The 23,542-nt window shown below is 41.7% G+C and carries 21 protein-coding genes; 8 read left to right on the forward strand and 13 right to left on the reverse strand.

The genetic code is table 11. The annotated features are described in order from the left end of the window. Positions 1-198, forward strand: a 198-nt coding sequence (locus tag IJT21_03200; GenBank protein ID MBQ7577257.1) for a hypothetical protein, incomplete at its 5' end; no start/stop codon positions are given. A 103-nt stretch (positions 199-301) separates the two neighbouring features. Here IJT21_03200 and IJT21_03205 read toward each other — a convergent pair. The 3 genes from IJT21_03205 to IJT21_03215 are packed head-to-tail and all read right to left on the reverse strand — an operon-like array spanning position 302 to position 2,701. Then, positions 302-949 carry a TVP38/TMEM64 family protein gene (locus tag IJT21_03205; GenBank protein ID MBQ7577258.1) on the reverse strand — a complete coding sequence of 216 codons (648 nt, stop codon included), beginning with the start codon at positions 947-949 and terminating at the stop codon, positions 302-304. 8 nt (positions 950-957) lie between these two features. Then, positions 958-1,632, reverse strand: coding sequence for a TVP38/TMEM64 family protein (locus IJT21_03210; GenBank protein ID MBQ7577259.1), 675 nt, complete (start codon positions 1,630-1,632; stop codon positions 958-960). Between the two features lie 52 nt (positions 1,633-1,684). After that, positions 1,685-2,701 carry a transglutaminase family protein gene (locus IJT21_03215; protein ID MBQ7577260.1) on the reverse strand — a complete coding sequence of 339 codons (1,017 nt, stop codon included), beginning with the start codon at positions 2,699-2,701 and terminating at the stop codon, positions 1,685-1,687. A 408-nt stretch (positions 2,702-3,109) separates the two neighbouring features. On the opposite strand from IJT21_03215, the gene pepF reads away from it, so the two are divergent. From pepF to IJT21_03230, 3 genes are read left to right on the forward strand one after another with little or no spacing between them, the layout of a single operon-like run. Further along, on the forward strand, positions 3,110-4,921 hold the full coding sequence (gene pepF, locus IJT21_03220; GenBank protein ID MBQ7577261.1) for an oligoendopeptidase F: 1,812 nt from the start codon (positions 3,110-3,112) through the stop codon (positions 4,919-4,921). Beyond that, complete coding sequence (locus IJT21_03225) at positions 4,909-5,742, forward strand: HAD family phosphatase (GenBank protein ID MBQ7577262.1); 834 nt, start codon at positions 4,909-4,911, stop codon at positions 5,740-5,742. The genes pepF and IJT21_03225 overlap by 13 nt, the downstream gene beginning before the upstream one ends. Then, positions 5,730-6,131, forward strand: coding sequence for a signal peptidase II (locus IJT21_03230; GenBank protein ID MBQ7577263.1), 402 nt, complete (start codon positions 5,730-5,732; stop codon positions 6,129-6,131). The genes IJT21_03225 and IJT21_03230 overlap by 13 nt, the downstream gene beginning before the upstream one ends. Positions 6,132-6,151: 20 nt before the next feature. Here IJT21_03230 and IJT21_03235 read toward each other — a convergent pair whose 3' ends face one another. From IJT21_03235 to IJT21_03275, 9 genes are all read right to left on the reverse strand, one after another. Continuing rightward, complete coding sequence (locus IJT21_03235) at positions 6,152-8,509, reverse strand: hypothetical protein (protein MBQ7577264.1); 2,358 nt, start codon at positions 8,507-8,509, stop codon at positions 6,152-6,154. A gap of 110 nt (positions 8,510-8,619) precedes the next feature. Further along, complete coding sequence (locus IJT21_03240; GenBank protein ID MBQ7577265.1) at positions 8,620-9,903, reverse strand: O-acetylhomoserine aminocarboxypropyltransferase/cysteine synthase; 1,284 nt, start codon at positions 9,901-9,903, stop codon at positions 8,620-8,622. Positions 9,904-9,906: 3 nt separating this feature from the next. After that, positions 9,907-10,395, reverse strand: a complete 489-nt coding sequence (locus IJT21_03245; GenBank protein MBQ7577266.1) for a hypothetical protein — start codon at positions 10,393-10,395, stop codon at positions 9,907-9,909. Further along, a complete protein-coding gene (gene argF / locus IJT21_03250; protein MBQ7577267.1) occupies positions 10,392-11,330 on the reverse strand; it encodes an ornithine carbamoyltransferase in 939 nt (312 codons plus the stop codon). The genes IJT21_03245 and argF overlap by 4 nt, the downstream gene beginning before the upstream one ends. Before the next feature lie 126 nt (positions 11,331-11,456). Further along, positions 11,457-15,161, reverse strand: coding sequence for a flagellar hook-associated protein FlgL (flgL, locus tag IJT21_03255; protein MBQ7577268.1), 3,705 nt, complete (start codon positions 15,159-15,161; stop codon positions 11,457-11,459). Between the two features lie 98 nt (positions 15,162-15,259). Then, positions 15,260-18,349, reverse strand: coding sequence for a flagellar hook-associated protein FlgK (flgK, locus tag IJT21_03260; protein MBQ7577269.1), 3,090 nt, complete (start codon positions 18,347-18,349; stop codon positions 15,260-15,262). A gap of 6 nt (positions 18,350-18,355) precedes the next feature. Continuing rightward, on the reverse strand, positions 18,356-18,820 hold the full coding sequence (gene flgN / locus IJT21_03265) for a flagellar export chaperone FlgN (GenBank protein ID MBQ7577270.1): 465 nt from the start codon (positions 18,818-18,820) through the stop codon (positions 18,356-18,358). Positions 18,821-18,822: 2 nt separating this feature from the next. Beyond that, positions 18,823-19,110, reverse strand: coding sequence for a flagellar biosynthesis anti-sigma factor FlgM (locus IJT21_03270; protein MBQ7577271.1), 288 nt, complete (start codon positions 19,108-19,110; stop codon positions 18,823-18,825). Positions 19,111-19,310: 200 nt separating this feature from the next. Continuing rightward, positions 19,311-20,633 (reverse strand): aspartate kinase, encoded by a 1,323-nt coding sequence (locus IJT21_03275; GenBank protein ID MBQ7577272.1) that lies wholly within the window; start codon positions 20,631-20,633, stop codon positions 19,311-19,313. 169 nt (positions 20,634-20,802) lie between these two features. Here IJT21_03275 and uxuA point away from each other — a divergent pair, with 169 nt between their 5' ends. Genes uxuA through IJT21_03295 form a run of 4 tightly spaced genes read left to right on the forward strand, consistent with a single transcriptional unit; the run spans position 20,803 to position 23,184 of the window. Then, positions 20,803-21,885: a mannonate dehydratase gene (uxuA, locus tag IJT21_03280; GenBank protein ID MBQ7577273.1), complete on the forward strand. Its 1,083-nt coding sequence runs from the start codon at positions 20,803-20,805 to the stop codon at positions 21,883-21,885. Between the two features lie 34 nt (positions 21,886-21,919). Next, complete coding sequence (locus IJT21_03285) at positions 21,920-22,594, forward strand: DUF4405 domain-containing protein (GenBank protein ID MBQ7577274.1); 675 nt, start codon at positions 21,920-21,922, stop codon at positions 22,592-22,594. Between the two features lies 1 nt (position 22,595). Beyond that, entirely contained in the window at positions 22,596-22,889 is a 294-nt protein-coding gene (locus tag IJT21_03290; GenBank protein ID MBQ7577275.1) for a DUF4491 family protein, read from the forward strand. Positions 22,890-22,929: 40 nt separating this feature from the next. Beyond that, on the forward strand, positions 22,930-23,184 hold the full coding sequence (locus tag IJT21_03295; GenBank protein ID MBQ7577276.1) for a hypothetical protein: 255 nt from the start codon (positions 22,930-22,932) through the stop codon (positions 23,182-23,184). 43 nt (positions 23,185-23,227) lie between these two features. On the opposite strand, the gene IJT21_03300 is transcribed toward IJT21_03295, so the two are convergent. Continuing rightward, positions 23,228-23,542 (reverse strand): alpha/beta hydrolase fold domain-containing protein (locus IJT21_03300; protein ID MBQ7577277.1); only part of this gene is annotated, 315 nt, incomplete at its 5' end.

The following is a 23,542-nucleotide window of genomic DNA, read 5'->3' on the forward strand; positions in this document are numbered from 1 at the left end:
AGCAAAGAACTAACCGGAGATTTCAAATTTGGGCTCGGCAGTGAGGTTGATGATGTAGACGGGCTCGCGCAAAATCTTTTATACGCCTGCACCCATGAAGATGAAATAGAAAAATTAGCCCGCGAAGGAAGAGAGTCAATTATCAAATTATGCGACATTAAAACTATATGTCATACAATTGCAGAAGGCTTGAAATAAAATTTTTCCCCTGTCATGACATTAACGGCAGGGGATTTATTTTTTGTCAGGTCAAAGCAAACGCCCGATATTTTGTGCCTCATTTCATCGCAATATTTTAATCTCAGCTCACAAATTTTTTGTGCAATAACCGCCCTATCACATAAACTACAACTCCCAGAGCCAACGCAAGCAGCAAATATAATTTTCTTCGTTCAGAGTCCCCTATTCCCGCAGCAGCCAACGTGAAAACAGCCGCCCCCGGTGCCATAAATAAAAACGTGTAAATCGTATATGGAAGCAGCTTTATATCAGTGAGTCCATACGCAAAATTTTGCAAATTATACGGGAATAACGGCACTAAACGAGTTATCATCAATAAAATTATTCCGCTGTGTTCAGTATCGTCGAACAAAAATTTTTTGAGCGTTAAATTTTTCTCAAGCAACGGCCTTACAGAGTCACGCAAAAAATATCTTCCTGCAAGAAACGCCAGCACCGCACCTAAAGTCGCCGCAATCAGACAAAGCAGCGTCCCCGTAAAAGGCTCGAATAATATTCCGGCAGCAACCGCAAAAAACGCCCCCGGCATCGCAAGCAAAACACAGCACAATGACGTTACAACAATATATATAATCATTGAGTAAACCGGATATTTTGCCGCAAATGACTTAAATTCGGGAATTGACTTCATAAATTTTTCCTGCAACCCGAAATAATAAGCAAGCACTAAAATTATCGTCAGCAGAACCGCAAATATTATCAGCTTCATAGAACGACTCAATTTTTATGCTTCTCCCTGTAAATCTGACGCAGCATCACTACAACAGCCGACAACGCAAATAAAATTAGCAAGCCCGTCATCAATAATTTTGCACCGCCCGTTAGCATTCCTCCGACATATGAATATACAATAGTCGCCGGTAATTGTCCGAGTCCTGTCGCAATAAAGAACGGCAAAAATTTCATTGACGTTAACCCAGCTGCATAACTCACTAAATCAAACGATATAAACGGTAATAACCGCGCAATTAATATACTGTGAGTCCCGTAACGCTCGAAAAATTTATCAATCGAATTTAAGCCGGCTTTACTCGTGAGTCTCTCTGCTGTATCACGGCCAAGTATCCGCGCGATATAAAAGCAAATTGCAGCTCCAGCCATCGCACTAGACCATGATAAAACCGCACCCCTTACCCAGCCGAAAAGATTCGCATTTGCCAGCGTGATAATAAACGCAGGAAGAGGAGCAGCTACAGACTGCAAGATCATCAAGAAAAATGAAACTATTGCGGCATAAGCTCCGTAATTAGCAACAAAATCGCGCATTGTCTCAAAATTTCCCGACGCAAACGCAGAAAACGTCATGTCCATAAAATTTTTGTACGCCGGAAAAATAAAATATGCTCCTATCGCAATTACAAAGCCTGAAAGAATTAAAATTTTTGATTTCATTTCGCGAACAAGAAAAAAGCCCCGTCTATTAACAAGGCAGGGCATAAATTATTTAGTCGAGATCAAGTTTTACAGTGAACTCAAATGTTTTCGGGCTGAACCAGTCTACAACTTTCCCGTCAATTTCTGCATACGGATACATGAAATATGTTAACGGAGTCTTTGCTGTAGCGTCGCTTAAAACTGTCTCGCGTGTGTCTCTGTTGAGTGCGATTCTTAACAAGTCATCGCCGGCCCAGAAGAAATCAACCCATTTTTTAGCGTCGTCGACCTTCTCAATTTTTTCATTCAGCATTTTTTTGCGGACGTCTGCAGGGTCAGCCATTACCCAACCTGTTCCGGGTAAATAAAATTCTGTCCAGCAGTGATAATTTCCGGTAATTTCGCCTGACTTTGCCGGATCTACTCTCAATCCGTAAACATCTCTTGTCGGGATTCCTGAAGCTCTAGCAAGTGCAACAAATACCGAGCTGATGTCCGCACATTTTCCGCCGCCGCTCTTCTCTGAAATTGTACGAATGGGAAGACCGAGTCCGCAGCCTTCTTTTACGCTTTCATCTCTGAACGTGTGATCAAGTACCCAGCGATAAATCCCTTGCGCCTTCTCTAAGACTGTCGGTTTGTTGATAAATTCCATGCTTGCATCAGCACAGAAGCCTTTATCAATTGGAAGTGAGGGGGTCGCCTGCAAATATTTCAATACTTCAGCGGGGAAAGCGTCTTTTGTTTCCTTGAGGTTAGTATTTTTTGCGTAATGAGAGTCGATTCTGAAGCTCATAGTAAGAGTCGGAGTCCTTCTCGGATTCTTCCAAATTGCATGGAGATAAACAGCTCCGCTTTTGGGATCGTTCTCGACTCCGATTTTAGCGCCGTTAGACCTTATATCAACGTCAGTAATTGTTTGATTTGCGTCTGACAGCGGGTATGGGAGCCATAATTCAGCCTTTGAAGCCTTGTCCGAATCTCTCAATGACACATTAAATGTTACTTTGCCTTTGTACTCAGCGAATGCAGCCGAACATGATAATACTACTGCAATTACAAGGAGTACGCCTAAAAATTTACGCATAATGAATCACTCCTACTATAAAATTTATCTTGAGGGACAAATTATCCCTTAGATCACGAAATTTATTGATGGATTACTGCCGGGAAGTTACAGCAACGATGAATTAACGCGGCAGTCTGCAGCACGTGCATAAAATTTTTCAGCTCACGTTAATTTTGTTGACATAAAAATTTTTCCTCCTGTTTAGAATCGTTTATGATATTCTAAATTATGTACTGCGAAAAAAACAATATGAGATTTTCATTATTTATAGTGTACAGGTTTGATTCATGACGTTAATTTATAGTAGTGAGCCTGCTGACGAAATAAAATTTTTACTGATATTCGAGTTTTACAGCTATAATAATAAATAATTGCTGACTCAATAAATTATAGAGTCAAATAAATTTATTCAGGAGAAAATTTTACATGAGCGGAAAAATTAACGAGGTCCCAGAAAGAAAAGATATTCCCGAAAAATTTAAATGGGACTTGGAGAAAATCTATAAATCTTTTGACGAATGGCAGGACGCTTTTAATGACGTTCAATCACGAATCAGCGCGATAAAAAAATATTCCGACAAACTCGGTGAAGGCGCTGAAACTTTATTAGCATTCATTAAGGACGATGAAGCAATATCACTCGAACTAAATAAATTATATGTCTACGCTAATATGAAGAGTCATGAAGATTTACGCGAGTCAAAACCTATGGAATTAGCCGGACTTGCTGAAAATTTGCTAGTAAAATATTCGTCGTCAGCCGCATTCTTTGAACCCGAAATTTTGTCATTGCCCGTTGATTATATTGACAGCTGCATAAAGAATCACCCGGATTTAAAAATTTATGAATTTTTTTTCCGGAAATTATTACGAGAACGCAAGCACATTTTATCGCAGGAACTTGAATATTTGCTCGCAAAAACAGGTGAATTAACTTCCGTGCCCGATAACGCTTTTACACTCTTGACCGACGCAGATATGAAATTTCCCGACATTAAAGACGAAAACGGCAATTTAACAGAATTAACCGAAGAACGCTGGTACAAATTCAGCCGGAGTCTAAATCGCGATGTCAGAAAAAGTGCTTTCACCGGCATTTATGGAACTTACGAAAAATTTAAGAACTCAATCGCAGCATTATACGCAGGTTCAGTGAAGGGCGACATTTTTTATTCTCAGGCAAGAAAATATAATAACTCCCTCGACATGGCTTTATTCGCCGAAAACGTCCCCGAAAGCGTTTATAATCACGTGGTCGACACCGCAAAAGAGTACGCGCCTTTAATGCATAAATTAGTCTCACTCCGCAAAAAAGTGTTGAATCTCGATGAATTTCATTTTTACGATTTGAACGTTCCCATTTCAAGCGAACCTGCTGAAGAAATAAAATTTGATGATGCTGTCGAACTTGCGTTAAAGGCTCTTGCGCCTCTGGGTGATGACTATATCGCAAATTTCAAGCGCGGAATCTCTGAACACTGGATCGACATTTACGAGAACAAAGGCAAGAGAAAAGGTGCTTACTCATGGGGCAGCTACGGGACTCAGCCTTATGTTTTGCTGAATTATAACGGGACTTTGCGAGACGTTTTTACGCTTGTTCACGAAATGGGGCATAGTCTGCACAGTTTTTATTCACGCAAGAATCAGCCGCAGGTTTACGCAGACTACACGATTTTATTAGCTGAAGTAGCATCTACAACAAATGAAGCCTTATTGCTCGAATACATGTTAAACAACGCAAAGAGTCAAGAAAATAAAAAATGGCTGCTGAATTATTATTATGACATGGTGCGCACTACTTTTTACCGTCAAGCAATGTTCGCAGACTTTGAGCGCGAGACTCACAATTACGCCGAGTCAGGAAATATTTTGACTCCTGATTATATGTGCGGATTATGGGAAAAATTAAATTCTGACTGTTACGGCCCTGATATGAAAATTGATCACGAACTCTGCGCGGAATGGGCAAGAATCCCCCATTTTTATACAGCTTTCTACGTTTATAAATACGTTACGGGCTTCACGGCGGCTAGTGCTTTTGCGTCGGCGATAATAAATCACGAGGACGGAGCAGTTGACAAATACTTGAAATTTTTGCAGAGCGGCGGCAGTGATTATTCGCTGAATATTTTGAGTCGTGCAGGAGTCGACCTAACTGACCGCAAACCATTTGAACGCACAATGAAATTATTTGAGTCCCGCTTAAATGAAGGTGCCAAGGCATGGAAGATATAAAATTAATCGCGTTTGATCTCGATGATACTTTGTTTAACTCGAAGAAGGAAATAACGCCCGCTAATATTCACGCACTCGAACAGGCAGCAGCAAAAAATATTGAATTGGTGCCTACTACTGGGCGATTCTGGAGCGTCGTTCCTGAGAAATTACGAAATTTGAGCTTCATTCATTATGCTATAACACTTAACGGCGCAGAAATTTTTGATGTTCAGCAAAATAAATCTATCGCAAAATTTGAGATACCCTTTGAGCGTGCTGCTTTGATGTCGCGAGTCTTTGATGACATACCCGGAATTTTTTATGATTGCGTTATTGACAGTCAAGGCTACATGAGGCGCGATTTTTACGAGTCTGCGAAAGATTTTGCGGTCGGTGAATGGCAGTATTCAATGATAAAGGCTTCACGAAAACCGGTTGAAGATCTTCACGATTTTATATGCGCAAATAAAAAGGGGATTCAGAAAATGCAGATTTTCACGCTTGATAATAATTTGCGTCTGAATCTATTAAACTCTTTGCCGGCTGTATTTCCTCATAATTTATTTACGACTTCAGTTCCGAACAATATAGAAATTAATGACGTGTCAGCAAATAAAGGCAGCGCGTTAAAATTTCTTGCGTCATACTTAAATATTGATATTGAGTCAACTATGGCATTTGGGGACGGCACAAACGATATCAGCATGATTAAATCAGCAGGAATCGGAGTCGCCATGAAAAACGCTTGTCCGCAGGCTTTAGAAATTGCAGATTATATTACAAGTTCGTGTGATGAGGACGGAGTCGCGAAAGGAATACAAAAATTTTGTCTCTCATAATAATAATTTCTTGTCTCATAATCGAGAATTTGACGAGATATTTTTTGCGGGATTCTATAGAATTGAGTCATAATCCCGGAGTAGCTTTCGGAATAATGCAGGATTTTCCGGGAGCTGCTTTGACTCTCGCGATAGTTGCGTGCGTGATAATTCTTTGTGCGTGCCTGCTCGTGAAGATGAATAAATTAGCGCGTTTCGGGCTTGCTTTAATTTCGGGGGGTGCGTTGTCTAATTTGCTGGAAAGAATTTTTTGCGGCTATGTGATTGACTGGATAGACTCACCGTTTTTAATTGACGTAAGATTTAATCTTTCTGACGTATTTATATTGCTGGGAGCATTAATCGTGTTTATATCATTAATAAAAAGTAAATCCCGGAACCTGATTTGATCCCGGGAAATTTTTTGTGCTTAACGTTTTTTCGCGAATAACATCATTACGGACAAGATAATTAATGTTCCCGGTAATGTATTACATCCTCCGCTTGATGAAGGAATGCCGTTATTCTCATCTGAATCTGAAATAATAATATCATTTGTTGTGTCTGCTTCTGATGTTGACTGCTTGACTATGAAATTTATACTCACTGTCTGGCCGTAAGCAGTTGCAGTTATTGTCGTCTCGCCTTCTTTGAGTGCCTTAATGTATCCGAAATCTGTAATTTCCGCAACACCTGAATCAGAAATTTCATATGACACAACACCGAGAACAGGCGCTGAGATGTCATAATTTTTGCCTTCAGCCTCAACGATAAGTCCTGCGGAAATTTCATCGCCGGCATGAGCGTAAATATTTCCTTCTGATGACCAGTAAACATTTGGCGTTATAGTGCTGCTGAATTTCGGAGCATATGCAATTATCCCGGTCGGAGAAATCTTCAGCTTGCCGTTCTGAACTGTGAAATACGAGATTTTATAGATTCCTTTATTTTCGGTGTCTGCCCATATTTCAACATCAAATGAATTTTTGTCTGTCGGGTTCATCACGAAAAATTTTGCTGCGCCTTCTCCGTCTTCAAGAATAACATAAATATCATCGCTGAAACTTAAAGATGAATTGCCCGAAAGTTTAACGCTTTGTATTACAGGTTCTTCATCTCCGCCCATATATTCATCTTGCGGGTCTGATATGTCAAGAAGCATTGAAGGGTCAAGATATTCGCTGAGGTCATTATTTTCGCTGATTCTGAGATATTTAGCGAATGAGTCTGCTGCCCTGTCAAAAGCTGCGTCATATTCAGCCGTTGAAGCCGTGTTTATGCTGAAATTTTCTCTGCCGCCCCTGAGAAGTGTTAATACTTTGTCGCCGACATCATCCTGTTTTGCGATCACGAGGTGATTATGAGTCTCCAGTCCTTCGAATGACGTAAAAGCATTTGAAGGAAATTTATCCTTTGCGCTTGTCTCTGATACGACTAAATCATAGTCATCATTGCCGTATAACGCACCGAGTAATTCTTTAAATCTTATATCGTCAGACATGGTCGTAAGAACTCCGCTGATTATACCCAGTTTTGATGAAGTGAGACTTTCAACAAGACGTTCGGGAAGCCAGTTAATTTCTTTCAAAGCTACAACATTTTGATTCACGACATTGTCAAAGAGCTGGTTTATTTTCGACTCGTCTGCTTTTATTTTGCCATAAATCGAATGAAACGGAATCCCCGGATATCCAAGCCCCGCGATATATGAGCTGCCTAATGATAAATCGGTCATAACCTCGTCAGAATAGCTCTTGTTTGCTGCGAGCATTTTTATGAGATTGTAGCCGGTACCTTCCCAGAATGATTTAGCCTGCCAGTTCTGCCACGACGACGGAAGACTCGAAAAATTACCGGAAAGATATGATCCTATAGGTGTTCCGAGATTGGGAGAAGCTATCATTACGACTCTGCGCACTGTTCCGAGCCCGTAAGAGTTTGCTGTCTTGTTGCCTGTGTCAGTGTCATTACGCAAATATTGACGCGCCATTAATCCGCCTGAACTGTGTGTAACAAGATCGACTCTTGTCGCTGCGAATCCGTCTTTATTAAGTGCGTTGAGAGTGTCAGAAATTATCTGCGCGAGTCCGTTGGTGTTGCTTGCGATTAAAGTTTTTGGCGGCTGGGAGCTGTCATAATTCCAGCTAATTACGTTTAATCCGGCGTTTTCGAGCTTGTGCCATACTCCAGTATTTGAGCCTTCAGTATAACCGAACATTTTTTCATTAGTTCCGAATGCTCCGTGAATCAAAACTATTGAAGGCGCCTTAAGAGTGAGATCAAGAGTTTCTGTTATTGTATTTCCTGCTGACGGTGTAAAAGCTGCTGTAACCGTGAAATTTCCGCTCGGATAAGTAATATTTTCCGGCCATGTCTCAGGAGCGATTAAGACCGCCGAAACCTGATAGCCGTTACTTGTGCTTACTGTGCTTAATGGTGCTGTAATTTCCTGTCGAGCTGCTAAACTTTCAAGTCTTGAGCCTGTCATTGATGGTGATATGCTGAATGTTACAGTGCCGGGCTGTGATGACTGATAACGCAGAATGAGCCGCGAATTTCCGTCTGCAATAAGTCCCGTTTTTCCGTAATCTTTAGAGCTGAGTCCGGATATAGCTTCTTCTGTTATTGCCTGCCCGTTTTTAGTGCGATATGCATCATCAGAGACAGAATAAATAATTCTTCCTGCTGTAGTTCCGCGTTCAAGTGCAGAAAATTCCGCGTGTGCCGGTACTGCCAGCAATGACAAGACAAACACATACAGCAATATTTTACGCATTAAAGATTTCATATTGTCGTACTTCCCTTGTTAGAATTTAGATAATTATAACATTATTACACAAAGGGGGAGCTGTCAATACAAAAAAATTACTCCCCCGAAAAAATAAAATTTCCTGCTGATTATTTCACAGCGTCAAAGCCCTTCTGCAAATCTGCAATAATGTCATCAATATGTTCTGTGCCGATTGAAAGTCTTATAGTTGTAGGTCTAATTCCGCATGATAGTAATTCCTGTTCTGACAACTGCGAATGAGTCGTAGATGCCGGATGAATCACAAGCGATTTCACGTCGGCAACATTTGCTAACAACGAGAATAATTCTAGACTCTCAGTAAATTTTTTCGCCGTGTTCGCATCGCCCTTAATGTCAAATGTGAAGATCGAGCCGCTGCCGTTCGGAAAATATTTCGCGTATAATTCTCCCTGCCTGCCTGACTCTAATGAAGGGTGATTTACTTTCGCGACCTGATTATGACTCTTGAGAAAATCTACAACTTTCAACGCATTAAAAACGTGTCTCTCTACCCTTAGTGAAAGAGTCTCAAGTCCCTGCAGCAATAAAAACGAGTTAAACGGCGATATGCAAGCTCCTTGATCACGCATTAAAGTTGTACGCAATTTTGTAATGTAAGCGAGTCTTCCGGCTGCCTGCGTGAAAATTATTCCGTGATATGAAGGATTCGGCTTTGAGAGTCCAGGGAACTTGTCATTTTGCGCCCAGTCGAAATTTCCGCCGTCGACGATTACTCCACCCATCACTGTCCCATGACCGCCCATAAATTTTGTAGCTGAATGAACGACTATATCTGCGCCGTATTCAATCGGTCTGCACAAAAACGGTGTCGCAAAAGTGTTATCGATTATGAGCGGGAGGCCGTGTTTATGTGCAATTTTTGCTATTGCTTCAATGTCGATAACGTCAGAATTAGGATTGCCGAGAGTCTCTGCGTACAATAATTTTGTCTCAGGTTTGATTGCTTTCTCGAAATTTTCAGGGTCGGACGGGTCTACAAATGTTGCTGTTACTCCTTGTTCGGGCAAAGTGTTAGCGAATAAATTAAATGTTCCGCCGTAAAGATTAGTAGAAGATACAACGTGAGAGCCCGCCGTCGCAATGTTCTGTACCGCATAAGTAATCGCTGCCGAACCTGACGCAGCAGCCAACGCACCCGCCCCGCTTTCGAGAGCAGCGACTCTTTTCTCGAAAATGTCATTTGTAGGATTCATTAAGCGCGTGTAAATATTGCCCGGTTCAGTCAGAGCGAATCTCCCTGCAGCAGTCGCCGAGTCCTTAAAAACGTATGAAGTAGTAGCGTAAATAGGCACCGCACGAGAGTCAGTTGCCGGGTCTGCTGTTTCTTGGCCTACGTGTAATTGCAGTGTCTCAAATTTATATTTGCTCATGAGTTATTTCCCTTCTTTCGATTTAGTGAAGCTAATTGTCTTGTTATAGCCTTCAGGTAAATATTTATAGGTCATAATATATAGCGCACTGCTTAATCTGTTAAGTACATGATTGATTCTAAGCTCGTCATTTATGAATGTTTTGCACGAAATTAACTCAATTTCACGCACAAGAGTCCGCAATAAATTTATACTTGCTGCAGGTCTGCCCATTTCGTGAGCGGGTAAAATATGGCCGATCCCGTAAAAATTTTTAGGATTGTGCGAACGTTTGTGTATTTCGTCCTCGTCAAGCCCGAATAAAGTTAATCGCCCGTCAAAAATTTCGTCTCTTGCCTCGCACGCTTGGAGACTCCTGACAATTTCGCGCACCTGTTCTAAATCCGCAATAAATTCCGGATTATTTGAGCCTGACTGCAAATAAATTATTTGTGCGTTGAGTGAGTCTAGTTTTCCGCGCAAAATTATTCGTGTGGTTGTCTTGTCTGTCATGCTCCGAGAGTTGCTACCATTACGGCTTTAATTGTGTGCATTCTATTTTCTGCCTCGTCAAAAACTTTTGAGCGTTCTGACTCAAAAACTTCTTCTGTTACTTCACAGCCTTTGACAGCGGGTAAACAGTGCAGAAAAATTGTTGATTCTTTGCCGGTTGAGTTCATTAATTGCGAGTTGACCTGCCAGCCCTGCAATAATTTATAGCGTTCTTCCTTGAGTGCTTCTTCGCCCATTGAGACCCACACATCAGTATAGAGAGCGTCTGCACCTTTTACGGCTTCTGAGGGGTCATTTATTATTTCGATAGTTGAATGTGTTGCGATTTCGCGGCATTTTGCGAGTAAATTTTTGTCGGGTTCTAATTCTTTGGGTGAGCTTATGACGTAATTTATGCCCATTTTTGCGCAGCCTGTCATAAGAGCATTTGACATGTTATTGCGTCCGTCGCCGAGATAAACGAGTTTGAGTCCCTGTAATCTTCCGAAATTCTCACGCAGAGTCAAGAAATCTGCAAGGACTTGAGTCGGGTGATCTATATCTGTTAGACCGTTCCAGACTGGCACGCCGGAATATTTTGCGAGTGTTTCTGCTGTTTCCTGTTTGAATCCGCGAAATTCTATCCCGTCGAACATTCGGCCAAGCACGCGGGCTGTATCCTTGAGATCTTCTTTTGCGCCCAAGTGAATATCATTTTTTCCGAGAAATTCCGGGTGTGCACCTTCGTCAATGCACGCGACTGTTAATGCGCAGCGGGTACGGGTTGAAGCCTTCTCGAATAGTAACGCGATATTTTTTCCTGCTAAAGAATTACCGCGAATCCCTGCACGTTTTTTAGCTTTGAGGTCTGCAGCGAGGTCGAGCAAATAATTTATCTCGTTGGTTGTGAAGTCCATTAGAGTCAAAAAATTACGGCCTCTGAGATTTACTGCCATGAGGTTAACGCCTCCTGAATGAAAAATTTTGTATGAATTATAGCACTACACAAGAATCCCCCCTCGGGGTTGGGAGGGGGGCAGGGGGGAGGGGTGGGGGTTAGCGGGATGGACAACTAACAATTTTTAGCTCAAGAAATCGAGTAATGATGGCTGAATCAATCGTGAAATAATCGCTAAATTTGCCTGATACATATAATCAGCTACCATTAATTGCGATATTGCGTCGGCGGGGTCAATTTTCACGAGAGTATCATAATTTTCTGTCATGATTGCATTTTCGCTCGTGAGTCTGTCGTTATTGTAGTTATAACGTGCCTGCAATGCCCCGTTTGATGACATGACCGTTAAAATATTATTGATGAAATTGTCAATCTTAGGAATCATTTTCTCGACTAAATCATCTCTATTGCCTGCGTTGACTGCTGCGACGATGTCATTTATTACGCCGAAACCGTTTTGTTTGGCCGTATTAGCTCCGCTTCTGATTGTTGCGTTCTGAGTGTGAATGCCTGAGTCATAAATGCTGCTCGAGTCAAGTCCGCGCGAGTCCGTCCCGTAAGAATTTCCCTCAAGATTATAGCCGCCTCTGTAATAAGTGCGCTGTAATGTCTCATCGCCTAGAAAATCGCTGACAGTAATATCATTTCCGCTGTCATCCAAAAATTTAATTTCTACTGTATAGCCCCTATTAGACCAGAGTACAAGCTCATTATCTTCGTTGATTTCGGATCTAACGTCATAATCCTGCATTCTTGCGTTAATAAATTCTGTGAGGTCATCAGCTTTTATTACGCTGTCATTAGTGATGTCCCGCAGTTCTGTTAAATCTATAGTGTGTGAATATCCTGCTACAGTAATTTCAAGAGTTGTCGCCGGGAAAGTTTGATTCTCTATATCCCATTCAAGATTCATGATCCCGTTTGATGTTCCGTCAGAGTTTAACCGGCCTTGAATCCCTGTAGAAATTCCGAGCGCGTCCTGTGCGATATGGCCTTTAACGTCGATTATATTCACTGCTGAACCGTCGACAGAAGAAATTGCTATTAACGGATAATCGCCGGTGTTGCGTGTTGCGTCCTGTCCCATATGTTCGTCATAATAATTTACATAGAGCCAGTCCCCCGCCTGAATCCTTAAGCGATCCATAATATCTTTCACTGTGTCGTCTGCGCTTACGTCGATTTCTACGGAGTGGCCGAGATTCTCAAATCTTATAGTTCCTTCTCTGAAATTTTCGCTCGCGTCCGAATATGCCTCGTCAAAGGTTGCGTTATCCTTCATTGGGATTAAAGTTTTCTTCAAGTTTGAAGTTACTCCGCCGTGAATCCCCATTTGTGCAGCAATACCGCCTGAATAATCGTTCCATTCAGGATCAGAGAACGGCATATCAACAACTGTAAACGCTTCACCGGAAAGAAAATAAATCGCTGACGAGTCTTCAAGCTCTGAGCCGGTGCTGTCGACGTGTGCATTATATCCCATTATTGACTCGCCTGCTTGAGAGTTCACGCCGTCAACTATTGCCCGCATGACTTTATTTCTATCAACAAAGCCCGTTTCAGGGTTTATTACTTCTGCGCGCTTGATATTAACGTCGTAGGTCATTCCGCAATTCATTTGTACGCGTAATTGAATCCCGACATTATCATCAACGCAGGGGGCTGACGGGAAATTAACGCATTTTGTGCCGGTTCCTGCTGCTGTGTCGGTGTATGCGTCAGTTCGTAAAGCTGTAGAGAGTCCTAATTTGTCAGCGTAATTATATGAGTTCATGTCGAGAAATAAAACTTGTTCGCCGTTAAAGCCTCTGATTACGAGTCTTTGAGTCGCTTCTTCCGAGTCAAGAGTCCCGCGTCCCCAATCGTCGTTTTTGTCCTCACTGACTGTAACTTCAAGCCAGCCTGCACCGGCATTCTTGAGTCTATCTGCAATATAATCAAGGCTGTAATCTCCGGGATTTAATTTTATCTCGACAGATTTTCCCCCGCTCATGACTTTCCAGTGAAGTTGTTCACCTTGTTTAACTGTAAAAGTTTCGTTCTGCGGGTTAAATTCGCGGCTCTTCATTGCCGTTTCCATACCGAGATAATCAAATATATCAATATGGCTGTGATCTAGTATGCGGTTCGTATATTGTGCTTTTACTGCGTTGTCGGTGCCGAATGTGAACATGTTTAATGCTCCGCCGTCTCCTGTTATCGTAATTGAGGGATAATTTAACGCCTCTAACGCCTCATTAATTGCGAGTCTATCGTCGGGTAATTGTCCGGTTCTCTGAGCAGTAACAATTAATCTTGTCCCGTCTCCCGATGTACGCGAATAAACGCCGGCAATAGCATTTATTTTGTCTGCAACTTCTTCGAGGGTGTCGCCTTCATTGATGAAAATTTTTGCTGTGCTTGCGTCCTTGTCGCCTACTTTAATGGTAAGTGAGCTTGACGTGCTTGTAATTGAGCTTGCAGAAGTCCCGAATAACTCATTTAAAGCGTTGCCCGTGCCTGTTACTGTAATTGTATTGACTTCGCTGTCATCAATTGAGCCGTTGTTGTTATCGTCTTTGTTCGGGAGCTGGAAAATAAACCGTCCCGAAAGATTCCCGGAAGTCATTGACGCAAATGGAGTCCCGTCGCCAGCACCTGAAATTTTAGAATTTATGTCATCAATAAGAGCTGTAGACGTTGTATATTGCGATAAATCAAAATCGTAATCAGTTCCGTTTACTGAAATTGTGAGAGTTCCGGAATTTGTTGTACCGTGCCAGCCTACTATATTTGTAGTGCCCATTAAGCCGCTTGTGCCGCCTAAATTTGAATCATCATAAATAACTTTGTCCCACGTGTTATCATCAATTTCAAGGCTCGTTAAAGTCGCTTCCATAGGCATATAATCAGTATCGGGCCAGCCGGTTATGCCAATTTTCTCGCCGGTGTTGCTGCGTAAAATCATTTGTTGGACTCCGTTTTCGTAATCTTTCTCGATTGACGCATGAACGAGCATATCAGCTCCCTGTTGTTCGAGTGAATTATTTATTATCGTTGCTAAATCGTCGAGGCTGATTCCTGATACTTCGTTTGGGTCTCTGTAGCCGTTGTCATCAGAATAATTTACGTTGCCTGAGTTAGTTTTGTTGCTGTCGTAGTCCTGCCAATCTTCCGGAATAAATACAGAAAGTGTGCGGTTTCCGACTGTGATTTGTACTTTTTCTTCGCGGCCTGTCCACACCCAGTCAATAGGCACATAATGCGAGCAAATAAAATAAGTATTCTCATCAGTAGGGACGATATCACTTCCGGAAAAATTTACGTCTCCCAGCAAACTATCACTAAGGGCGTATTTGATTCTGTCGTCTGAACCCTGATATTGAATGCTGCCGTCAGATAATTCTACAAACGGGCGGGTCGTTGTGTCAGTACCTCCGAAGATATATTGTCCTGCAACTTTTGTGTTGAGGTTGTCGAGCATAATTTTTTTGTTTGCTTCGATCTGGTCAGAAATGTCCCGTAATTGACTCGAGTCTAATGCGCCGTCGCTAGCTTCTACGACCAAATTTCTAATTGCCTGAGCTGCGTCAAGAACGTTATTTAATGCGCTGTCTGCGTGTCGTAAAAGTGTTATAGCATTATTAGTATTTTCCTGATATTGAGCATTTGCAGTTAATGCCGACTGAATCGAGAGTGAACGCGAAATAGCCGACGGATTATCTGCGAGACTTGTATATTTATTTCCTGTAGCGATCTGCTTCTGTAATTCCTGCACATTGCGCTGGCTTTCCTGCAATGAGCTTAACAGACTCCCATACATTGTTGATGTTGTTAAACGGCTGTACATGATAAATTTTTCTCCTTCTTTAAATAAAGCTCTCTATATAATAAATGCTCTCCCGTCTCCTTCCGGAAGAGCCGCAAACTTTCAACGGGTCATATTATTTATCGGCCGACAAGCCCGAATCCGTTAATTAAAGTATTCAACATTTCGTCCATTGCCGTAATGTAGCGCGACATCGCACCGAACGCACGATTTAAAATTATCATGTCCATTAACTCCTCATCGATGTTAACGCCTTGCACTGCCTGACGCTGCGAGTCAATTTGTTCACTCACTGTAGCTTGAGTCGTGTACATTAATTTTGCGTGTGAGGCCTCAGAACCTATTTCAGACAGCATAGAGTCATAGATTCCTGCGATTGTCATAGTTCCGTCTCCTGCAACCTTTGCCCAGTTAAGATTTACCATTCTTGAAGCATTAGTCCCGTCTCCTGATCCGCCGGAAGTGCCGGTTGTTGCTTTGCCGTCATCGTTTTTCTTGCCCATTGCTGCGCCGATTAATGAAGGGTCAGCCTCGATTAAATCCGTGATAGTTAATTTCGTTGATGCGCCTGCTTTAGTGCCTAGAGTGTTAAAGAATGCTACTCCGGTTGTATTAATGTCTGCCGCGATTCCGTAACCTGAATATTGTATAGCGTTCATATTTTTTGCGAGGTTATAAGCCATTGAGTCAAGTGAAGATTTTAGATTCGGGATGAGTCCGTCTCTAGCTTCTTCGAGTCCCTTAATTGAACCTCCGCGCACATGATGTTTTACTGTGATTCCTGTAACGCCTGTGCTTTTGAGGTTGAACCACATTCCCTCGCTGACCTCGCTTAATTTTTTTGCGCTGTAATCTGTTGTAGTTCCTGCTGCCGGGATTCGCCGAGCCTCATTGAACATATTATCACTTGACAAATAACGCACTCCATTTAACGAAAAAGCTGCGTCTTCTGCAATGCCGTCATAAGGGATATAAGCTACTTCGCGATAACCTGTTGCGGGGTCTCCGTTGTCATCAAGAATGTTATCAAGCGTAATCTGCTCGTTTCTTGTGAGTCCGAGTCTCCGCAAAACCTGCATATTTCCGTCTTCTGAACCCATTAACGTAATGCGTTGCGCTTCTCCGGCGACATCGGCTGAAATCGTCAAATAATATGATTGATCCTTATCTTGATGAATTGACGCGTGAACCCATTGTTCAGGCTCTGTTATGCCGTATTCTTCCTGATATTTTTCGTTGATTTTGTTGCGTATGGTAGTGAGGCTGTCTGTTGTTTCTACATCTATAGTAATTGCAGGGTTATCATTTACGATTCCCATTCTTGACGCTAGATCGCCACTTACGTCAGAAATCGAGAGTAAATGACTATCACGAGACTCTATATAAAATTGCGTCTTAGTTCCATTTGCCGGGCCTGATACGACAGTTAATTTTGCAAATTCCTCACAGCCTCCGGAAGATTTTGATTTCGCAATTGTGTCAGAAATAAATTGAGTCATTGTTTCAGCCGTGAGAGTCGCGCCTGCCGTTATTGAATTTCCCAAATCGCTGCTGAGAGTCCATTTTCCTGTCGAATTATTCCATGACGCTGAAATATCGACTTGATCTCCTGATACGCCGATTCTAAATGTATATTTCTCACCCGCGCTGCCTTCTGGTAAAATTTCACCTTTTGCGAGTCCGAGTCCTTGATTGTCGTTAAAAATTTTTGATGTAACTCTAGGCCCCTGCGTGCCGACTTGAATCCGGAAAGATCCAGAAATATTTAATGCGTCGTCGGGGTCAAGAGGTCTGCTTCTCATGTTAACGCCGGTTAATTCTGCTTTAAGCTCCGTCAAAGTTCCTAACATTCCGGAATAATCAGTAATTTCAAGCGGGGACTCGTCATTTATTGAAGTCGTGCGAAATTCGAGAGTATTATTTGTTGTGTCTGCTGTAACTTCAAGATTTATAGTTACTCCCAGTGCGTTATTACTTGCTTTATTATTTATGAACGTTGCAAGAGTGCTGATATCTAAATCGCCCGTTACAGTCTCATAAATTACATCACCGTTTGAGTCTTTTTCCGGCTCTCCGTCGATTTCTGCGCGTAATTTCCAACCTCCGGCGGATTCGTCTTTGTCGATTTTGATCGTTAAAATATTTGGGGTCTCGTCAAGGTCAAGACTCCTGAACGATAATTTATACGGTGTAGCAGCTGAAGAATCGTAATCTAATATTATCCCGTTCTCAAAACTTGATGTAACAGCCGCTCTCGTCTCTAAGCAGTGAGCATCGCCGCCGCCTGTAGTCCATTCAACGCCGTTTGCGATTCTTTCTACTGATAATTGATAATTTCCTTCCGGGCCTGTTGCTAAAATGTCTGCTACGTCAGGATTCTCGACAATGTCAAATTCATTCTGCGCGACTTGGACATCGTAATAAACTTGATTATCCCACATGAACGCATGAGCCTTTAACTCACGGACTTTATTTCCCTGAACGAGCGTTTTTCCGTTGAGAGTTACAAAAAATTCTCCCGGCACACCATTTGACTCTAACGGCTCATTATAGGAAATGTCTACAATTTTCGAGAGTTTATCAATTAATAAATCGCGCTGATCCCGTAAATCATTAGCGTTCTGATTGAGTGCTTCAGCCTTGCCGATTTCGTGATTTAATGCTGCGATGTCATATAGCATTTGATTCGCTTGAGTAACTGAGTCTTGAATCTCTAAATTTATCGACGAATTATAAGTGTTGAAATTTGTGATGAGTCCTGAAAGCATATTCCCGACCGAACGAGCAGACTCAACGAGACTCCGTCTTGCTGAAGTGTCCTCCGGTGCCTGCTGTACTGTCTGAAGCTCCGTGAAAAAATTATCCATTGCCGAACGAATGCCGCTCGAAGCCGGTTCTGCAATATAAAGCTGTATGTTGTCGTATAAATCGTTGAGTTTTTCCCAGTAGCCTAAAGTTGATTGAGTGTCCCTAAATTGAAAATCGAGAAATTCATCGCGGATTCTCTCGATAGAACTTACATTCATGCCTTGACCGACTTGGCCAATATTCGGCAAATCCATAGGAACAGCTGAAACAAAATTTACGCGCTGACGTGAATAACCCTCAGTGCCCATATTTGAAATATTATGACCAACCGTTTGCATACCGAGTCTAAAAGCGTTAAGAGCATTTCTGCCCATTTCCATAGCTCCGAAAGTACTGCCCATTTTTAATTACCCCCTGAAATCAGCCGAACCAGCCTGTGCAACGTCTCCTCCAGAGCCGGCTGAAATTCTGCGATATTCAGAAAGAAGCATTGCAGTATATTTTTCGTTCTGGTCGATAAGGCCGCTAATAATCAACATTTCAGATTTTAAGACAAAAACGGACTGCGTTAACCTATTTGCAGCCCCGTCGAATTTTGCGCGTTCGTCGTTATCCATTTTTGACGCTAGAGAACTTGCTTTAGGTTCACACAAAAATTTTGCAGCTAATTTTTTTGCGAGGTCGTTACGGAGAGACTCACGGGTTTGTGCGTCAAAGAAAATATCCCGTATTTCATCCATGAGCGCATTAATTGACTCACTGTCGGCTGTCCTCATTGCCTCGCGCTGTTCTCTTATTGCGTCAACAAGGTCATCTATACAATCTGCCTCGTCAAGAACGGCGTTAATTAAATTCTCAACTTCGGCACGCATTATTATTCAAGATCAAGCATTCCCGCAATTATTAAGGCGTTGGCTACTTTGTCTAACGGGGGATTGTAAGTCCCTGACTCGATTTTCCCCTTAAAGTCTGCCACGACATCATCACGGACATCAGGAATATTTTTCATTTCAGCGTTTACCTTTGCGAGCAGTGAGCCGAATGAGCTTATATTTGCATTGTCTGACTCTGCTGAAAAATTCCCGCCGTAAGAAATATTGCGCTTTGATTTCTTATTGTTCAGAGCGTCTAAATTATATTGCCCTGAAATTCTGCCTATCATCGTGTTCACTCCTCTCAACGATAAAATTTTGTGCCTCTTATTTTGTGTTAATTCTCGGTATTCTGGGCGGTTATCTTTAGTGCTGTAAATAAAATTTTCTGCACGTGCGGAGAGTACACGTTGTCGGGCGGGCGGGTGGGAACTACTCATTCTATGCGTCAGTATAAATTAACGTTGCAGAGTAAACACACTCAAAAATTTTATTCGTCTTTCTTGATAATGACATTCTCGTAAAGTGCTTTTACGGCGTTATTATAATCTTCGTCAGCTACCCCGATAATTATATTAAGGTCGTCCGAGCCTTGATCTATCATTCTTACGTTTATATGAGCGCCGGCAAGTGCAGCAAAAATTTTCTCAAACTTTCCGTAAACCGTGCCCATTCCCTGACCGATTACAGCAATTAACGATAAATTTTTCTCTACTGTTATGGAGTCTGGGTTAATTAATTTTTTGATGTCGCTGATTACTTCTTTATAACGCAAATTGAACATTAAATTTTTTATTACGACGGACATTTTATAAATGCTCGATAAACAATGTTCGCAAGGGACGTGATGACTCGCAAAGAGTCCGAACAATTTTTCGCCGAACCCAAATTCTTTATTCAATCCGTATTTCTCGATGTGGATAACGTCAAAATTTCTGCGTCCTGCTATGCACATTGCTGCACCTCGTGAAATATTTTCGGGGAGATTGGCACTTATTAACATTCCGCTATAATCCGGGTCATTAATGCTGCAAATTTTCAGGGGAATATTTGAATCTCTCAGCATAAATAAAACGCTGTCTATGATTATATTTATTCCGATATAATTTAATTCTATTGCTTCAGAGTAAGTCATATTCTTGATTACTTCTGAATCGGGAATTACTGCGGGATCTGCGCTGTAAGTTTTTGCGGTCTCGCTCCATTTTTCGAACAAGTCAGCATTAACGGCACACGCTATTATTGCACCGGATGAGTCGCCGTCTCCGCGTGAAAAAGTTTTTATCTCACCATTAGGCATTGACCCGTAAAAAGTCGGTATTACTGCATGTTTTAGAGATTTGAGTCTCTTGTTTGCTGCTAAAAAAGTTTTCTCCTGATTCAATGTCCCGTCGTCGTTGAAGAAAATTATTTCTGCTGCGTCGATGAAGTCCCATCCGAGATAACTTGCGAAAATTTTTCCCATAATGTATTCACCGCGGCTGCCGATGAAGTCTAAATTTTTCCCGGAGAGTAAATCTTTGTCCAACGCTTTAATTTCTGCGTCCAAGTCAAAATTTATTTCGAGGCCGTTAATTATTTCGCTGTAATGTGCTGAAATTTGATTCAAGATTTCGTGATAATTTTCTTTATGACTACAGCTCGAATGACACATGTATAATAAATTAGTTATTCCTGAAGATTTAAGTGTCTGGGCAGGAGCAGAGGCAATTACGTAACAGCGGTCGGGATTAGATTTTATTATATTTGCGGCCTTGATTAAATTTTCTGAGTTTGCCGTGATACTTCCGCCGAATTTCGATACGATTATCATAAAATTATCACTCCCTGCAAAATTTTTGTATATTATCCCAGCTGTAAAATTTATTTGCTAGACATCATTAAAGATTTTCACGCGGAAAAAATGACATTCACGTAAAATTAATAATCCTGTACAATATAAATAATTCATTCAAGACATCAGAAAGGGGAAATTTTTTATCATGAAAATGACATTTCGTTGGTATGGAAGTCAAGCGGATCCGATTCCGTTGAAGTACATCAAACAAATTGCAGGCGTTACGGGCTTAATGGGACTACTTGACAAACCCGCCGGAGTTCTTTGGGAGGAGGACGAAATTAAATCGCTCGTTGATGAAGTTCACGCAGCAGGACTCGAACTTGAAGTAATCGAAAGCGTAAACGTTCATGAAGATATAAAAATGGGTCTTCCTTCGCGCGATAAGTACATCGAAAATTATATCCAGACAATCAAGAATTTAGCGAAATACGGCGTGAAGGTGATAATTTATAATTTCATGCCCGTTTTTGACTGGCTGCGAACTGATTTAGCGCGCGTTATTCCTGAAGATGGATCTAACAGCCTTTATTTTGATGAGAAGGATCTCGGCGAAATGGGGCCGCTTGAAATCGTCAAGAAGACAGCAGAAGAGTCACATGGCTTCACTTTGCCGGGCTGGGAACCTGAGAGACTCGCTTTACTTGAGACGACGTTAAAACAATATGAAGGCATGACTCCCGATAAACTCCGCGAGCATTATAAATATTTCCTTGATGCAGTTATTCCTGTATGTGAGTCTGTCGGCGTAAAAATGGCGTGCCACCCTGATGACCCTGCTTGGCCTATTTTCGGACTTCCAAGAATCGCGCACTCTCAAGCAGATTACGATAAAATTATCGCGTTACATGACTCTCCCGCAAATACTGTTTGTTTGTGCACGGGCTCATTAGGTTCGAATCCTGATAATAATATTCCGGAAATAATACGCCACTTCGGAAAAATGAATCGTATAGGCTCTATGCACGTCAGGAACGTAAAATTTTTAGGCTATCACAAGTTCAGAGAGGCTGCTCACTTGTCATGCACGGGCGATTTAGATTTATACGAGATCATGAAGGCAATTTACGAGACATGCCCCGACACTTATATAAGACCTGATCACGGACGAATGATTTGGGACGAGAAAGGCAGACCGGGCTACGGACTCTATGATCGCGCACTCGGAGCAGAATATTTAATGGGACTCTGGGAAGCAATCGACAAAAACGCAAAGGCAGGCAAATAAAATTTTTGCACTACGAATCATAATCGACATTGCGATGACTCTTGATTTAATGCTGTTAATGTCATTGCAGGTCGCAGAACATGAAGCGCACGAGTATTTAGGCATGATATTCGGGGCGCTTGTTATTATTCATACATATTTAAATCGTAACTGGTACTTTGCGTTATTCAGGGGAAAATATAATTTGATGCGTGCATTCAGGACTCTAGTAAATATTTCGCTGATGATTTCTTTAGCACTTACGATTTTCAGCGGGATAATAATGTCTGAGACTTTACCGGCGTTAAATATTGAGTCGTTGATTTCTTTTGCTAGGGTCTCGCACTTGTCAAGCTCGTATTTAAGTTTTGTGCTTATGGGGATTCACACGGGGCTGCACTGGTCAATGATAGCAGGAAAAATTAAATCGCGCTGGCCTGCTGTTCTAGCAATAATATTATCAGGTTACGGACTCTATGTATTCATTAACGCAGATATTATGAGCTATATAACTTTGCGCAACCAATTTGCATTTGTAGATTATGACAAAAATTTTATCGCTGCAATTCTTGAAAATCTTGCTATATTTGCATTCTTTACATTAGCGGGCTATCAATTCAGCAAAATATTAACCCGAAAATTTTTTACTCCCTGCGTGATAATTGCTTTAACTGTACTGACATATTTTATTTTTCGCGCGTGTCTAGGAGTTCAAGGGGGCGGCTTTTGACGTGATAAATTTTTCAGGAATAATAATCGGCGTAACAAGTTTTATAATAATCGGCGTTCTTCATCCTGTAGTCGTAAAATGCGAATATTATTTCTCATATAAAATTTGGCCGGTCTTCCTTGTGCTTGGGTTAATTTCCGGTGCGTGGTCGTTAATGACTGCGAATGAAATTTTGTCGGGGATTCTCGGTGTTCTTGCGTGCTGCTTATTATGGTGCATTCGTGAATTAAGAGAACAGAAAGAAAGAGTTGCGCGCGGGTGGTTCCCTAGCAATCCTAACCGCAAAGACTCGTGATATAATTGCGAAAAATTGTGAAAGGTGTTGTTATATAACAATGGCAGAAAAAATTTGTCCTACATGTCATAAAGAGTTAAAGCTCAGAGAAACTGGTTATCCTATGGGAAGCGCGTTTTTGAAAGCAGACAGGGTTCACGTTGACATTTACGAGTGCCCCGATTGCCATAAAATAGAATTATTTGCGTCAGAAACTAATATGGTAGCGTGCCCTAAGTGCGGGACTCTTCACAGCCCGAAAGAAACTTGCGCGGTGTGTGCGTTAAATGCTGCTCTCGACGAAGCGAATAAATAATTTTTTCCCGGTCTTGAACGTGAGGCCGGGAATTTTTTTTGCGTTACTTTAATGCGTTTGCGAGCGCGTTAATATATTCATTTCTTGCCTTAATGCTGATGGGCGAGTCAGTGAATGTTAATTCAAATGCGTGAGTAACTCCCGGTATCACATGAAGTTCAACGGGTACACCGGCCTGCATTAATTTTTGTGCGTAAATAATATCTTCGTCTCTGAAGGGGTCAAGAGTTCCGACCATTATATAAGCGGGCGGCAAATTTGATAAATCTTCAGCGAGTGCGGGTGATGCGTAAATATCGGGTTTCTTATCGGCCAAATACATTTTCCACGCTGTAATATTTAATTCTCTGCACCATGC

This window comes from Synergistaceae bacterium, from assembly GCA_017443945.1.
Classification (GTDB): domain Bacteria; phylum Synergistota; class Synergistia; order Synergistales; family Aminobacteriaceae; genus JAFUXM01.

What these genes read in the sequence shown, in the direction of transcription:
- IJT21_03295 (MBQ7577276.1), top strand. Translation starts at nt 22,930, where the DNA reads ATGGCAGAAAAAATTTGTCCTACATGTCATAAAGAGTTAAAGCTCAGA.
- argF (MBQ7577267.1), bottom strand. Translation starts at nt 11,330, where the DNA reads ATGGCAGTAAATCTCAGAGGCCGTAATTTTTTGACTCTAATGGACTTC.
- IJT21_03245 (MBQ7577266.1), bottom strand. Translation starts at nt 10,395, where the DNA reads ATGACAGACAAGACAACCACACGAATAATTTTGCGCGGAAAACTAGAC.
- IJT21_03210 (MBQ7577259.1), bottom strand. Translation starts at nt 1,632, where the DNA reads ATGAAATCAAAAATTTTAATTCTTTCAGGCTTTGTAATTGCGATAGGA.
- flgL (MBQ7577268.1), bottom strand. Translation starts at nt 15,161, where the DNA reads ATGTACAGCCGTTTAACAACATCAACAATGTATGGGAGTCTGTTAAGC.
- IJT21_03270 (MBQ7577271.1), bottom strand. Translation starts at nt 19,110, where the DNA reads ATGATAGGCAGAATTTCAGGGCAATATAATTTAGACGCTCTGAACAAT.
- flgK (MBQ7577269.1), bottom strand. Translation starts at nt 18,349, where the DNA reads ATGGGCAGTACTTTCGGAGCTATGGAAATGGGCAGAAATGCTCTTAAC.
- IJT21_03275 (MBQ7577272.1), bottom strand. Translation starts at nt 20,633, where the DNA reads ATGATAATCGTATCGAAATTCGGCGGAAGTATCACGGCAAACTCAGAA.
- IJT21_03285 (MBQ7577274.1), top strand. Translation starts at nt 21,920, where the DNA reads ATGACTCTTGATTTAATGCTGTTAATGTCATTGCAGGTCGCAGAACAT.
- uxuA (MBQ7577273.1), top strand. Translation starts at nt 20,803, where the DNA reads ATGAAAATGACATTTCGTTGGTATGGAAGTCAAGCGGATCCGATTCCG.
- IJT21_03235 (MBQ7577264.1), bottom strand. Translation starts at nt 8,509, where the DNA reads ATGAAATCTTTAATGCGTAAAATATTGCTGTATGTGTTTGTCTTGTCA.
- flgN (MBQ7577270.1), bottom strand. Translation starts at nt 18,820, where the DNA reads ATGCGTGCCGAAGTTGAGAATTTAATTAACGCCGTTCTTGACGAGGCA.
- IJT21_03205 (MBQ7577258.1), bottom strand. Translation starts at nt 949, where the DNA reads ATGAAGCTGATAATATTTGCGGTTCTGCTGACGATAATTTTAGTGCTT.
- IJT21_03215 (MBQ7577260.1), bottom strand. Translation starts at nt 2,701, where the DNA reads ATGCGTAAATTTTTAGGCGTACTCCTTGTAATTGCAGTAGTATTATCA.
- pepF (MBQ7577261.1), top strand. Translation starts at nt 3,110, where the DNA reads ATGAGCGGAAAAATTAACGAGGTCCCAGAAAGAAAAGATATTCCCGAA.
- IJT21_03240 (MBQ7577265.1), bottom strand. Translation starts at nt 9,903, where the DNA reads ATGAGCAAATATAAATTTGAGACACTGCAATTACACGTAGGCCAAGAA.
- IJT21_03225 (MBQ7577262.1), top strand. Translation starts at nt 4,909, where the DNA reads ATGGAAGATATAAAATTAATCGCGTTTGATCTCGATGATACTTTGTTT.